Source organism: Sedimenticola hydrogenitrophicus (assembly GCF_025175675.1).
Lineage (GTDB): Bacteria > Pseudomonadota > Gammaproteobacteria > Chromatiales > Chromatiaceae > Sedimenticola > Sedimenticola hydrogenitrophicus.
In genome coordinates this window covers 119,111-132,207 of sequence record NZ_JANIOA010000007.1, presented here as the reverse complement: position 1 = coordinate 132,207, position 13,097 = coordinate 119,111, and the positions used below count along the sequence as shown (strand labels likewise).

Annotated in this window: 14 protein-coding genes; 4 read left to right on the top strand and 10 right to left on the bottom strand. The window is 56.4% G+C overall.

The genetic code is table 11. The annotated features are described in order from the left end of the window. Positions 1-514, top strand: a 514-nt coding sequence (locus NPX02_RS06145) for a hypothetical protein (protein WP_260292569.1), incomplete at its 5' end; no start/stop codon positions are given. A gap of 345 nt (positions 515-859) precedes the next feature. On the opposite strand, the gene NPX02_RS06140 is transcribed toward NPX02_RS06145, so the two are convergent. The 8 genes from NPX02_RS06140 to NPX02_RS06100 all read right to left on the bottom strand — a co-directional run bounded on the left by NPX02_RS06140 (position 860) and on the right by NPX02_RS06100 (position 5,215). Next, positions 860-1,189 (bottom strand): type II toxin-antitoxin system HicB family antitoxin, encoded by a 330-nt coding sequence (locus NPX02_RS06140; protein WP_260292568.1) that lies wholly within the window; start codon positions 1,187-1,189, stop codon positions 860-862. A 189-nt stretch (positions 1,190-1,378) separates the two neighbouring features. Further along, positions 1,379-1,693, bottom strand: coding sequence for a HigA family addiction module antitoxin (locus tag NPX02_RS06130; RefSeq protein ID WP_260292566.1), 315 nt, complete (start codon positions 1,691-1,693; stop codon positions 1,379-1,381). A gap of 10 nt (positions 1,694-1,703) precedes the next feature. Then, positions 1,704-1,916: a type II toxin-antitoxin system RelE/ParE family toxin gene (locus tag NPX02_RS06125; protein ID WP_335342516.1), complete on the bottom strand. Its 213-nt coding sequence runs from the start codon at positions 1,914-1,916 to the stop codon at positions 1,704-1,706. 459 nt (positions 1,917-2,375) lie between these two features. Then, on the bottom strand, positions 2,376-2,633 hold the full coding sequence (locus NPX02_RS06120; protein WP_260292563.1) for a transposase: 258 nt from the start codon (positions 2,631-2,633) through the stop codon (positions 2,376-2,378). Positions 2,634-2,777: 144 nt separating this feature from the next. Beyond that, positions 2,778-3,566, bottom strand: coding sequence for a TerB family tellurite resistance protein (locus NPX02_RS06115; protein ID WP_260292562.1), 789 nt, complete (start codon positions 3,564-3,566; stop codon positions 2,778-2,780). After that, positions 3,566-4,045 carry a hypothetical protein gene (locus tag NPX02_RS06110; protein WP_260292561.1) on the bottom strand — a complete coding sequence of 160 codons (480 nt, stop codon included), beginning with the start codon at positions 4,043-4,045 and terminating at the stop codon, positions 3,566-3,568. The genes NPX02_RS06115 and NPX02_RS06110 overlap by 1 nt, the downstream gene beginning before the upstream one ends. Beyond that, entirely contained in the window at positions 4,035-4,664 is a 630-nt protein-coding gene (locus tag NPX02_RS06105) for a hypothetical protein (RefSeq protein WP_260292560.1), read from the bottom strand. The genes NPX02_RS06110 and NPX02_RS06105 overlap by 11 nt, the downstream gene beginning before the upstream one ends. A gap of 284 nt (positions 4,665-4,948) precedes the next feature. Beyond that, on the bottom strand, positions 4,949-5,215 hold the full coding sequence (locus NPX02_RS06100; protein ID WP_260292559.1) for a DUF2442 domain-containing protein: 267 nt from the start codon (positions 5,213-5,215) through the stop codon (positions 4,949-4,951). A 256-nt stretch (positions 5,216-5,471) separates the two neighbouring features. Between NPX02_RS06100 and NPX02_RS06095 the strand changes: the two genes are divergently transcribed. Then, on the top strand, positions 5,472-7,607 hold the full coding sequence (locus tag NPX02_RS06095; RefSeq protein ID WP_260292558.1) for a YgiQ family radical SAM protein: 2,136 nt from the start codon (positions 5,472-5,474) through the stop codon (positions 7,605-7,607). 247 nt (positions 7,608-7,854) lie between these two features. On the opposite strand, the gene NPX02_RS06090 is transcribed toward NPX02_RS06095, so the two are convergent. Beyond that, on the bottom strand, positions 7,855-8,487 hold the full coding sequence (locus NPX02_RS06090; protein ID WP_260292557.1) for a class I SAM-dependent methyltransferase: 633 nt from the start codon (positions 8,485-8,487) through the stop codon (positions 7,855-7,857). A gap of 337 nt (positions 8,488-8,824) precedes the next feature. Between NPX02_RS06090 and NPX02_RS06085 the strand changes: the two genes are divergently transcribed. Then, on the top strand, positions 8,825-9,481 hold the full coding sequence (locus NPX02_RS06085) for a hypothetical protein (protein ID WP_260292555.1): 657 nt from the start codon (positions 8,825-8,827) through the stop codon (positions 9,479-9,481). Positions 9,482-9,774: 293 nt separating this feature from the next. Here the strand turns inward: NPX02_RS06085 and NPX02_RS06080 are convergent, their stop codons facing one another. Beyond that, positions 9,775-11,220, bottom strand: a complete 1,446-nt coding sequence (locus NPX02_RS06080; RefSeq protein ID WP_260292554.1) for a helix-turn-helix domain-containing protein — start codon at positions 11,218-11,220, stop codon at positions 9,775-9,777. Between the two features lie 327 nt (positions 11,221-11,547). Between NPX02_RS06080 and thrC the strand changes: the two genes are divergently transcribed. Continuing rightward, positions 11,548-12,930, top strand: coding sequence for a threonine synthase (gene thrC / locus NPX02_RS06075; protein ID WP_260292553.1), 1,383 nt, complete (start codon positions 11,548-11,550; stop codon positions 12,928-12,930). The last annotated feature ends 167 nt before the right edge of the window (positions 12,931-13,097 follow it).

Genomic DNA, 13,097 nt, shown 5'->3' with positions numbered 1-13,097 from the left:
AGGGATTCTAGGTATCAGCGGTCTTTTTGGCAGGTATCCGGCTGTATTTAACAGGTCGCCATTAACGGAGGGATCAAAAATGTTTACCAATAATCATATCATTGCTGCCACACTATCGCTTCTGATCGGCACACCGGTTTTCGCTGATCAAGCCGACGACTACATCATTCACGGTGTCACCGATGTCGGCACAACCCATCCGGTCGCTGTCACGGTTGACGATTCCAGTGTTTTACGGATCGCCCACGTCAGTATTGGGCAACAGGGTACTGAGTTGACGGTTAGTGGTAAATTGCAAAAGCGCTTTTTCAGGCGTGGACGCAGCGCAGCCATTCCGGGCTATCTCGAGATCGAGGTCTTTGGTCGGGATGGCGAGAAGCTGGCTTCCATCGGCAATGCCTATAAACTAAGGGCTACACACCTGCGTCGGGTAAAGTTCACTGAAACGCTGCCGGTACCACTTGTCGATGTGGCCAGTGTACGGTTAACTCACCACCCGGCCGGTCGCTACTGACAGGCAGCAGCCCGGGTTGATCAGGTATGGCGGAGTAACAAGGATGTAAGCGTTCAATCTGAGACGTCTGCCCAAAGCGGTCATCCCCGGCTACTCTGAGCTCTCATTCACACCCTGGGAGTCAGACATGAGCACACCTCAACGCATCCGCCGGTCCGTATCACAATGGCGCGAGATCATGACGCGGTTTTCCGAGAGTGGGCAGGCTGCGGGTCTTGGGCCTGATGAAAGGCTGGACGTTAAGCCAGAAGTGCGGCCGGCGAGCCGCAAGCTTGCAAGGCATTCGGAAACAGCCTGTCATTTCGTCCTCGGTTTCATACCCGGTTCTGTCACCGTGTCTTTCCATCAGTCCGCCTGCGCCGCCTGCCGAATCGCCTCGGCCGCCCATTGATTGAGGCTCTGGCCGTGGGTGGCGATGGCTGCGGCCTCGTGCGTGGCCGGATCTATCCGCAGGGAGAACTTGCCGGAGAAGTGTTTGCGCGGATCAATCCCGCGTTGCTCGCATGCTTCGAGGAACACGTGCAGCGAGACTTCCCCCTCGTGCTTCAATCCATCGACATCCTTGGCGTAGAAATCCGCTCCGCCATTCAGGCCAACGAAATCCCCTCGAAACATCTGGATGTCCGGATTGAATGAGATGACGGCCTGATAGCCGTTGATCGTCATGGTGTTCATGGTTTCACTCCGTTCTCTTCCAGCCACTTGGGAATTGCTGCGACTGCACCCTTGTCTGTATCCGGCGACGGGTGCGGGCGATGTAGAAAATATGGGCAGATTTATTTTCTCAATACCTTTAAATAAATCTGTCCCGCTTTCCCTTTGGAGCCGCAAAGCGGCGGAAAATCGGTTGCGTACAGTCGTTGGTTATGCCCTACGCCTTACCTGTGAACCCGGGTCCCAGGGGCGGATATTCTTCAACTGATCCGCCAGGGCATCTTCGGCAATCTCAGTGTCATAGGATGCCTGAACTCGCAGCCAATAACCTTTAGACAAGCCAAAGAAACGACAGAGACGCAGGTCAGTGTCTGCAGTTACGGAACGTTTTCCGGCAATAATCTGACCGATTCGCTGTGCGGGAACTCCAAGCTCCTTTGCCAACCGGTACTGAGAAATACCCATAGGGTCCAAAAACTCTTCCTTCAGTAACTCACCGGGCGTTACAGCATCAATGTTTCGCATGAGTTACCTCCTAATGGTAATCAACAATTTCGACGTCTGCTGCACCAGCCTTGGTCCAGCGGAAGCACACCCGGAACTGTTTGTTAATTCGAATGCTGTGCTGACCTCGACGGTTGCCAGACAGCGGTTCCAACATATTACCGGGCGGTACCTTAAGATCATCCAGCTGGCTAGCTGCCTGAAGCTGCCGAATCTTCCTTAAGGCGGCACGCTCAAAATTCATGAATCGTCTGACACGGCGACCGCTCGCCAGCTTCTCGGTATCCTTACACTTGAACGATATGATCATAAGTCAATACTGACGCATCACGTTAATAACGTCAAGCGTTAATAGTGGAAATTGTCTGAAAAAACCGGAGGCAGGGCATAACCGATGATTCCTGGCCTTGCGCAAATTCAGAGAAATGTTGCACTCGCATAATTTTCGATACTCGATCTATCTGTTCCAGGCATTATTCCATCTGCTTTGGTTGACCTGGCCGGGATACTGGGTTGGAGTGGTATTCAGCATCCCGCCATCCAGATATTCCTTAGATTTTCAGCAGGTTATCAAAGCTTTGTGGGCAGGTGAAACAATTTCTCCGCTAAAAACCAAAAGGGGATTACGAATCGGGGTAGGCGTGTCATTTCCTTGCTTCCAGAATAGTTGGTGCAGGCACTATACTGCGCCTTCAATTAAATATCAATCGAGTCTGACCCCATTGATTATCATGACTTTGGAGAGTCTTTGCTCTGTATGCGGGGTGATCAGCAAATGTACGTGATTGGTCATCAGTACATAGGCATGAAGATCACAATTGTGGGCCTTGCAGGCCAGCTGAAGTTTTTCCAGATAGAACTGGTAGTCGGCATCGGCACAAAAGATTTCGGATCGATTGTTGCCGCGCAGAATGACGTGTTGCGGTTGGCCGGGGATTACAAATCGGGGTAAGCGTGCCATTTCCTTGCTCCCGGAATAGTTGATGCTGGCACTATACTGCGCTTTCAATCAAATATCAATCGAGTCTGACCCCATTGATCCCAAGTCTGACCCCATTGATTCCACCATTGATTCCATTGATTCGACCCATTGATTCGTTTGATATTACTTACGCTTTCTAAAAGCACGTCCAAGCGTTGAGCGCTCTGCATACTGAAATATACTTTGTACAGTCGCTATCGCCTTCTCCTCACGTTCATCTTTACGACCATCCACAAGTACTATGTCGTGCAAAAAAACTGTTATTTCTTTAGACATTGCTTCAAAATTACAATCCCTATTTTCATTGGTAAACTTAGCCAGTGTTGTAGCAATATCCTCAATTGAATAGTTCTCCAAATTTGTATGAATAAATCCTATTCCCAGATCAACAAATGCCCCGTCATAGCCCCACTCTTTCACAAAGTATTCACGTATAAGTGAATGCTCGGAATCATCTAGATGATTATCAACTGCGGCTATTTTTATAGCTAATGGGGCAATTAAATCAAAAAGACCTAGAGCTAAGACGTCGATTGGAGAATTAATGAAATTCGGAACTATGGTGACTCGATCTGCTGATATTTTTTTAAGATATCGTATGACTCCAATCCAAGCTCCTCCAGTAACTACTCCTGCGGCAATAACCCATCCAATGGGGGTTATGGCTGCGCCACTAAGGCCAACCATAGCCAGTAGACCTGAAGGGGCAAAAAAAGTTGAGGCGACTATAGCTGAATTCGCGACTGTCGCGCCTGTTGTCGCAGCCCCCGCGATCTCCCATATGTCAGAGGCTGCATTTTTTATCCTTAATGAAGTATAAGCATCCTCACCAATTCCTAGTTTTACTTTGAAATTCAAAGTCTCCGAAAGTATGTTATCAACATCATCAAACCAATTATTCTTGTTGTCCATTATCCTTCCGTTCCTAGCGGCGAGAATTTTGCATTAGCCTCAGCAATTTTTCTTAATAGCGCTTTATCTTTTAGATCTTCTTTGATGCCTCCAACAAGCCCGATAGCAATGGCGATTGGTGTAAAAAATGCGCCAAGTAAAGTTCCTATTATTGGAATTGTTGAAACCAAAAAACCCGCGATGGCTCCGAATATCATGCCGAAAGTTGCTGATGGATACTCTTTATAAATTTGGAAAACAAAGTCGATTATTTTCCGACCGATTTTTAGAATGTATTCCCCAACCTTTAATGTCGCTTTCGAGAATGAGTACAGCATTGATTTTACGTCGGCGGATACGTTTAAGTTCTCTATTGCCTTCTTGACATAATTATCAGGTAAGTCAAACTTAAGCATGGATTCTATAAAGCTCTGATCTAGGCCATTCAAATTGACCTCAAAATATTCTCCAGTGTTGGAGTTGGTGCCTTTAGCTTGCATTTTTTTCTCCCTGTCTTTCCTGCTCTATAACCATCCCAATGTATGAAGTTCCAATTCTTTCTGATAGTGATCCCAAATAGCCTAAATACTTGATGCACTCAGATAAATTCATGGATTTAGTTCCAGGGTAGCAAAGCGATATGTACAAGACGCTTTTACCGAAATCTTCAGATATTCTAGAAACAAATTTTTTCGTGACTTGGTCAGCTCTGTGCTTATCAAGTTCAATGATCACCACGAATTCTGGATTAGCGCCAAATATGTCGATGGAATCACGCTGATTATGTCTAAATTTATACTCGGTATTCCATTCGAAGCTGGGTACAGATTGGGATAAACGCTTACAGAGAGAATCCTGGAATGCCGTAACGACTACTCTCTGATCCGACTGCGTGCTATCAAGGTGATTAAGGAAAAAATGAGCACAATTAAAGCTAGTAATAGCGGACGTGATTTGATCAGTATAATTAAATACTGACGCAGTATTATCTGATGTTATGCGCACGACTGGATGCATTGGTACCATAATCAAAAAGGGGCAGACTCGATTGGTTTTATATTCAGCGATGGCTTCAAGGTCTTCGGTTGCCTCTGGCGACCACCTTACTTCGAGATCCATTTGCAGAGCTTCCTTTCAGCTTCATCCTGGCTAATCGTACCTGCCTTCTCAGCACGTTCTATCCCGCTGTGGATTTTTTCCACTACATAAAGATGATACTGGACATCTTCCAGCGAACAATCGTCAGGGAGCTTGTCCAGAAGCGCCTTCACTTAATCTTTTGCTGTGTTCATGATTCATCACCTCGGGTCTTCATGCACGCAATCAAAATGATCAGACTTGCTTGATATGATTAATCTGCAAATAGATCCATCATTTTCTTAATGCCAGCCTCAGCCACACGGTCATTTTGTGCCCGCAGTGTCTGGTTGGACGGTCGTTCGGTTACATTTACCATAGACAAACTCAGGGTCCAGATCGATTCCAGAATCCCACTCAATGGTGTCAAAGACAACCCGCACCCGCTTGAATGCACTGCGATCCTTTAACCGTCGAAAAACACCAAAATCCAGAAACGGTTTCATGTCCAGGGTGCCATGCTCGCCATTATCAAAGTCGATTGAAAGCATAAAGTCATCGGCAGGCACAACATTCTTTGTAGACGGATACATACTCATGCGTCCTATTGAAGCATTCCTTAGATTCTCAGCAGGCTAGCAAAGATTCGTCGGCAGGTGAAACAGTTTCTCGACTGGCCGCTCGGGGGAGGGCTGGCGCTCTCGAGGGGCGCGTTGGTCTTCCGGTCATGAGCCCGATGCTTTTTCTGGCGTTTTAACCTTTTATTTCATCAGGTTAAGAGCAAATCTGCCTGCATTTCGCGTTTCAACCCGGTATACTCTCCCGTCAACTTTTCCACGGTACTTCCCCATGCAATCGGCTCCCAATCTCTTCTCTTATCGTCAGTACTGGGCCAAGCGGTTCGGCACGGCGCCGGTGTTGCCCATGTCCCGGGCGGAGATGGATAACATTGGCTGGGACAGTTGCGACGTGATCCTGGTGACCGGGGATGCCTACGTGGATCACCCCAGTTTTGGCATGGCGCTGATCGGGCGGTTACTGGAGGCGCAGGGCTTTCGGGTGGGGATCATTGCCCAGCCGGACTGGCGTTCGGTGGCCGATTTTCAGCGGCTGGGCAAGCCCAACCTGTTTTTCGGCATCACCGCCGGCAACATGGACTCCATGGTCAACCGCTATACCGCCGACCGCAAGATCCGCTCCAACGACGCCTACACCCCGGACGGGGAGGGCGGCAAGCGGCCTGATCGGTCAGTGGTGGTCTATGCCCAGCGCGCCCGGGAGGCGTTCAAGGGGGTGCCGATCATCATCGGCGGCATCGAGGCGAGCCTGCGCCGCATTGCCCACTATGACTACTGGTCGGACAAGGTGCGCCGCTCCATCCTGCCGGACTCCAAGGCGGACCTGCTGATGTTCGGCAATGCGGAGCGGGCGATCGTCGAGGTGGCGCATCGGCTGGCCCAGGGCGAGGCGATCGGCGAAATCACCGATGTGCGCGGCACCGGCTTCATGCGCCAGGGGCTGCCCGAGGGGTGGCTGGAGATCGACTCCAGCACGGTGGACGAGCCGGGGCGGGTCGATCCCAAGCCGTCACCCTATGCCGATGAGCCGGCCTGCGAGACCACCCCGGCCGGTGGGGGGCAGGTGGCCAGCTTCCATCAGCGGCCGAAAAAGTCGGATCGTGCCCATGCGGTGGTGCGCATCCCCTCCTATGATCAGGTGGTGGCGGATCCGGTGCTCTATGCCCACGCCTCGCGGGTGTTTCATCTGGAGACCAATCCCGGCAATGCCCGGGCGCTGGTGCAGCAGCACGGCAAGCGCGACGTCTGGCTCAACCCGCCGCCGATCCCGCTGGAAACCGACGAGTTCGACCGGCTCTACGAGTTCCCCTATACCCGCATGTCCCATCCGGCCTATGGCGAGGCGAAGAACCCGGCCTGGGAGATGATCCGCTTCTCCATCCCGATCATGCGCGGCTGCTTTGGCGGCTGCACCTTCTGCTCCATTACCGAACACGAGGGGCGCATCATCCAGAACCGCTCCCACGAGTCGGTGATTCACGAGATCGAGACGCTCCGCGACACGATGCCGGGCTTCACCGGCACCATCTCCGATCTCGGCGGCCCCACCTCCAACATGTACCGGATGCGTTGCGAGAGTGAGCAGATCGAGTCCGCCTGTCGCCGTCTCTCCTGTGTGTTCCCCGATGTCTGCAAGCACATGCAGACCGATCACAGCTCCCTGATCCAGCTCTACCGCAAGGCGCGGGCGGTGAAAGGGGTGAAGCGGGTGCTGATCGCCTCGGGGCTGCGCTATGACCTGGCGGTACGCGATCCCGAGTACATCAAGGAGCTGGTGACCCACCACGTGGGCGGCTATCTGAAGATCGCCCCGGAACACACCGAAGAAGGGCCGCTGGACAAGATGATGAAGCCGGGCATCGGTACCTATGACCGCTTCAAGAAGCTGTTCGAGAAGTATTCCCGGGAGGCGGGCAAGGAGCAGTACCTGATTCCCTATTTCATCGCCGCCCATCCTGGCACCTCGGACCGGGATATGCTCAACCTGGCGCTGTGGCTGAAGAAGAACGACTTCCGCCTGGACCAGGTGCAGGCGTTCCTGCCGACACCCCTGGCCATTGCTTCGGCCATGTACCACACCGAGCGCAACCCGCTGAAGAAGGTGACGCGCGATTCGGAGCAGGTGTCGACCCCCAGGGGCGGGCGGCAGCGGCGTATCCACAAGGCGTTCCTGCGTTATCACGACCCGGAGAACTGGCCGCTGCTGCGCGAGGCGCTGAAGCAGATGGGCCGCGCCGATCTGATCGGCAACGGCAAGCGGCACCTGGTGCCGAGCTGGCAGCCGGAGGGGACGGGGAGGCGAAAGCCAAGTCCGGCCAGGCGGGGAACCGCCGGACCAAAGCCGGTGACGGCGCGTCGTGGCGATAGCGGAAAACCGCGCCCGGGTAAACGCGGACCACGTCCGTAGCCTGTAGGATGGGTGGAGGCGCGGCACCCTTGTTGACGGCTGTTCGTGACGGTCGGGCGCGCCGTAACCCATCTTCGGATGCGGATGCGGATGCAGCTGCGCGATGGGTTGCGCGCCGGAGAGTGAGCCGGCGGAGAGTTCATGGAAGCGCTCCACCCATCCTACGTCTGCCCTGTTTCGGTGTAGGTGCGTGAAAGGGCAACCACGGGGGGTTGCCCCTACGGGTGCGGTGAAGTGAGGAAGGAGGTCACAGCGCCGGGGTGTGGCGGAACAGGAAATAGTTGAACTGTTGCGCTACGCCCGCCGGGGTGGTGTGGATCTCCTGCCGGGTCTGTTGCAGTTCAAAGGCATGCCCCAGTTCCACTGAAATCTTCCGGCCGTCGTACTGAACAATATCCAGATTGCTGCATTGCTTCGGCCCGCCCGGGGCGAAGGCGGCGACGATCAGGTGGCCACCCGGCAGCAGGGTCTTCCGCAGGTTGGCGCTGTAGGCGTGCCGGTCATCCGCCTGGGTGAGGAAGTGGAACGCCGCCCGGTCATGCCACAGGTGCACCTGGTGCCCAAGCGCAAAGTCGGTGGCGTCCGCCTCCAGCCAGTGGACCTTCTCAGCCGACTCGCCAAGACGTGCCCGCGCCATCTGCAAGGCGGCCGGGGCGATATCCAGGACGGTCACCGATTGATAGCCGGCCTTGAGCAGGTGATCGACCAGTGTCGAGGCGCCGCCGCCCACATCGATAATGGAGTCCTTCGGGGCGAGGTGGCATTGCCGGATCAGGTCCAGTGACAGGGCCGGGGTGGGCTGAAACCAGCCCATTTCATCCGATGGACGGGTCTGGTAGATATGTTCCCAATGGGTTTTGCGATCGGTGGTCATGGTCATCTCTGGGCTGCTTCGCTCAAGCATACATCCGCTAAGGACCAGCGCAAGAATAAGTTCCTGTATTCGGTCGCCCCTGGACCCCGCTGGCGGCGTTACGCTTTTTGCCAAGGGAACAGCCATTGCCTGCAAAGCGTGCCTTGCCAGCGTGACCCAGGAACGCCCTCGGTACTACGGAATTATTCTTGCGCTGGCCCTAAGGGATTAATTCACGGTGTCCAGGAAACTGATCTGGGCCGGCACCACGGACCGCCGCTATTGCGTCCATAATGGAATAATGGTCCGGGTCAGGATGTTAACCCGGTTGAGTATTCGAAAGATTCATACAAGGAGTGTCACCATGAAACTGATTGTTCCGCTCTTGTCCGTGCTGCTTCTCAGCGGCTGCTATTCCACCGCCAATATGCAGCCGGACGCCAATACCTCCCATGCCCATATGGGTCATATCATGAACTCCTGGGGTGATACCCCGAACAAGGCCGGGTTGCTGCCCACCGCCATGGAGGAGGCGAAGATCGCCCGCCAGCATGCCGGGTTCGCCGCGCAAAAACCGACCGATCTGGCGTGGATGAAAATGCATGTACAACATGTGATGCACGCCATGGAGCCGGAATCGGTGGCCCAGGGGCCGGGACTCGGTTACGGCCTGGTCAAGGCGGCCAATGGCGTGGCCAAGCATGCCAACCTGGCGGCTGCCAGTGAAGACGCCAGTGCCAACGTCAAGACCCATGCCGAGCATGTGTCCACCTCGGCGGGAAATGCTGCCGCCCTGGGTCAGCAGATTATTGATCTCGGCAAACAGGTCCAGGCAACCGGCAACGCCGCGGATGCGGCCCCGTTGGTCGAACGGATAGAGTCCCTGAGCCTGCGGATCATGGAAGGTTTTGATGCCGATGGTGACGGTCAGGTTACCTGGGGCGAAGGGGGGCTTGCGCAGGCTGCGCAGCACATGGAGTTTATGTACAAGGGTGAGGGGATGATGATGCCCGGTGCCTGACGGGATGTTCCGGTCGGTGCGGCCAGGGCGGAGTCGGGCCGCCTAACCCACCGAGACGCAGCCACCGATACCGCAACCACCCAGCGGCGGGTTACGGCGCGCGCACGGTGCGATGCTACCGGCATCCACTGCGCATGGCGCGCCTAACCCACCCTACAATTGCTTCCACACTCCCGCTCCCGTAGGGTGGGTTAGCGGCGCACAGGCACGACACTTCCAGGCCGTGATAACGCTTGGGCGCCGCGTAACCCACCGAAACGCACTCTCCGATTCTGATCCCCCTATGGGAGCGATCAGCCGTCGTTTGAATCCGATCCCTCGAACGAGTAGGGGAAGGAGCTGCGCGAATTCTCGTCGATGCTGATGCGCCGGGAGAGGGGCGGGAAGGCGCGCTGCGGACAGTCGCGCCGTTCGCACACCCGGCAGCTGACGCCGATCGGCTCCACCGCCGCCTGGTCCTCCAGGTCGAGCCCGGTGGAGTAGATCAGTTTGTGGGCGTGCTTGATCTCGCAGCCGAGGCCGATGGCGAACTTGCGCTGCGGCTGCAGATAACTGGTACCGCTCTCGTGCACCGTGCGCGCCAGGCAGAGGTAGGTCTTGCCGTCCGGCATGCGCGCCAGTTGGCGCAGGATGGTGCCGGGGGAGGAGAACGCCTCGTGCACGTTCCACAGCGGGCAGACGCCGCCCAGGCGGGCGAAGTGGAAGCTGGTGGCGCTCTGGCGCTTGGAGATATTGCCGGCCATGTCCACGCGCACGAAGTAGAAGGGCACCCCCTTGTCGCCGGGGCGCTGCATGGTGCTGAGGCGGTGGCACACCTGTTCGAAACTGTTGCCGTAGAGGCCGCTCAGGCAGCCGATGTCGTAACGCAGCCGCTTGGCGTTGTTGAGGAACTGGCTGTAGGGCATCAGCAGGGCACCGGCGAAGTAGTTGGCCAGTCCCACCCGGCAGATTGCCTGGGCCTGGCTGCTCACCAGTTCGGCATCCTCCAGCTCCCGGTCGATCAGCTCATGGAACGCCAGCAGGGCGATCTGGTGCGCCATGTGGAAGGCGCGGCGGGCCGGCGAGGAGGGCTTGGTGAGGTAGAGGATGCGGTCTTGCGCATCGAACTGTTTCTGCAGTGAGCGCTTCTCCTCGAAGCTGTTCAGGCGGACGCGGATGCCGTGCTGCTGTTGCAGATAGGCCGCCAGCCCCTGCTCCAGCTCGTCGATGTGGAAGCCTTGCTGTTCAAACAGTTTTTCCGCCGCGTGGTCCAGGGATTCGATATGGTTGTTGCGACGGTAGAAAAAGTCGCGCACCTCTTCATAGGGGAACTGGGCGCCGTGCAGTGCCTTGATGCGCTCTTCCCCGGCAATCGACTCGGCCAGGGTCTGGTGGTCCACCTGCAGCCGCTGGTAGGCGCGGAACAGCTGCAGGAAGCGGTCGGCCAGCCGGGGCGAGGTGGAGACCACCTCGCGCAGTTCGTGGGTCGGAATGTCGGTGCCGCGGAACAGCGGATCATTGAGGGACTCGCGCAGTTGGTTGGCGCGCCGGTCCTCGTCCTCGGTCCAGTCGGTGAAGTCGATATTCAGGGCCAGTTCGAGCTTGGTCAGGATGCGCCTGTTGAGCGGCCGGGCGTCGTTCTCGATCTGGTTCAGGTAACTGGCGGAGATGGCCATCTTTTCCGCCAGGCCGGCCTGGGTCAGCCCCTTGTGGTCGCGCAGTTTTCTGATCCGGCTACCCAGGTTGGTCAGTTTGGTCATTCGAGGGGGACTCTCCGAATATGCTTATTTGCAAATATACTCGCATAAAAATACCTAACAAACAGCATCTTATGTTAATGCTATTGCTTTAGCAACATGCCCTGTGAAGATTCGCAGTAAGCCGCTTTTAAAGTTCTGATGGAATCCGAAACTTTGCGCAAGGCTGGTATACTGTGGCGCTGTTACTTTTTTTACGAGTAACTACTTACCCGGTCTGTAAGTGGAGCCGGATTCGAGGAGTCAAGCCATCGTGTGAGGCCGGCAAGGCAGGCCAATCACCTCGTGGGTAGTTACTTTTACGATTTTCAAGTTCGAGGACGTTCCACGATGCGTTATGTGAGTACCCGTGGCGGCATTGAGCCGGTCACCTTCTCCCAGGCCGTGATGATGGGTCTGGCCACCGACGGCGGCCTGCTGCTGCCGGACGCCTTTCCCCAGGTCGATGCCGCGACCCTGCAACGCTGGGCCGGGCTACCGTTCAAGGCGCTGGCGGTGGAGGTGATGTACCCCTTTGTCGGCGAGGACCTCTCTCGCGAGGAGCTGGAGGCGCTGGTCGAGGACTCCTACGCCGCTTTCACCCATCCCGAGGTGACCCCGCTGGTGGAGTTGGGTGAGCTGCGCATACTCGAACTGTTCCACGGTCCCACCGCCGCCTTCAAGGACGTGGCCCTGCAGTTCCTGGGCAACTTGTTCGAGCTGTTGCTGGAGCGTAGCGGCGGCCGTTTGAACATCCTCGGCGCCACTTCCGGTGACACCGGTTCCGCCGCCATCTACGGGGTGCGGGGCCAGGAGCGGATCGATATCTTCATCCTGCATCCACAGGGGCGGGTGTCGCCCATCCAGGAGCGCCAGATGACCACGGTGCTGGATGCCAACGTGCACAACATCGCCATCACCGGCACCTTCGATGACGGCCAGCGCATCGTCAAGGAGTTGTTCAACGACCTGCCGTTCAAGCAGGAGTACAGCCTGGGCGCGGTCAACTCGATCAACTGGGCGCGCATCCTGGCTCAGGTGGTCTACTACTTCTACGCCTGGGGTCGGGTCAGCGGTGGCGATGCGGCGCACAAGGTGACCTTCTCGGTACCGACCGGCAACTTCGGTGATATCTTCGCCGGTTACGTGGCGCTGCGCATGGGCCTGCCGGTGGAGCGCCTGATCCTGGCCACCAACCGCAATGATATCCTCAGCCGTTTCGTCCACAGCGGGGTGTATGAGACCGGCGAGGTGTATCCCACCATCAGCCCCTCCATGGATATCCAGATCTCCTCCAATTTCGAGCGCTATCTCTACTACCTGATGGACCAGGACCCGGCCAAGGTGCGCGAGCTGATGGCGCAGATGGGGCGCGAGGGCAGGCTGGAGGTGCCAGCGGAGAAGCTGGCCGAGGTGCACGCGCTGTTCCAGGCCGCCGCCGTGAGCGAGCAGGAGACCCGCGAGCAGATCCGCGAGACCTATGCCGAGACCGGTTACATTCTCGATCCCCACACCGCCGTCGGCGTGCACGCCGCCAAGGGCATCCCCGGGGCGATCTGCCTGGCCACCGCCCATCCGGCCAAGTTCGGCGCCGCCGTGCAAGAGGCGATCGGGGTGGAGGCGGAGCCACCGGTCTCGCTGCAGGGGCTGATGGAGAAGGAGGCCCGTTGCGCCGTGCTGGCGGCGGACGGGGCAGTGATCCGGGAGTTCATGAAGAGTACCCTGGCCGGTTAAACCGGTTTTTTACGGGCTTTATCTTGGCCGCAAATGAACGCAAATTAACGCGAATATTTGCTATAGCCCGTAGGGTGGGTTAGGCGCGTTCTGCACAGGGGGTGGTCGTTTGCATTGTTCCGTGGGCGCGCCGTAACCCACCGTTTGGCGGTCGGGAAGTCGGTGGG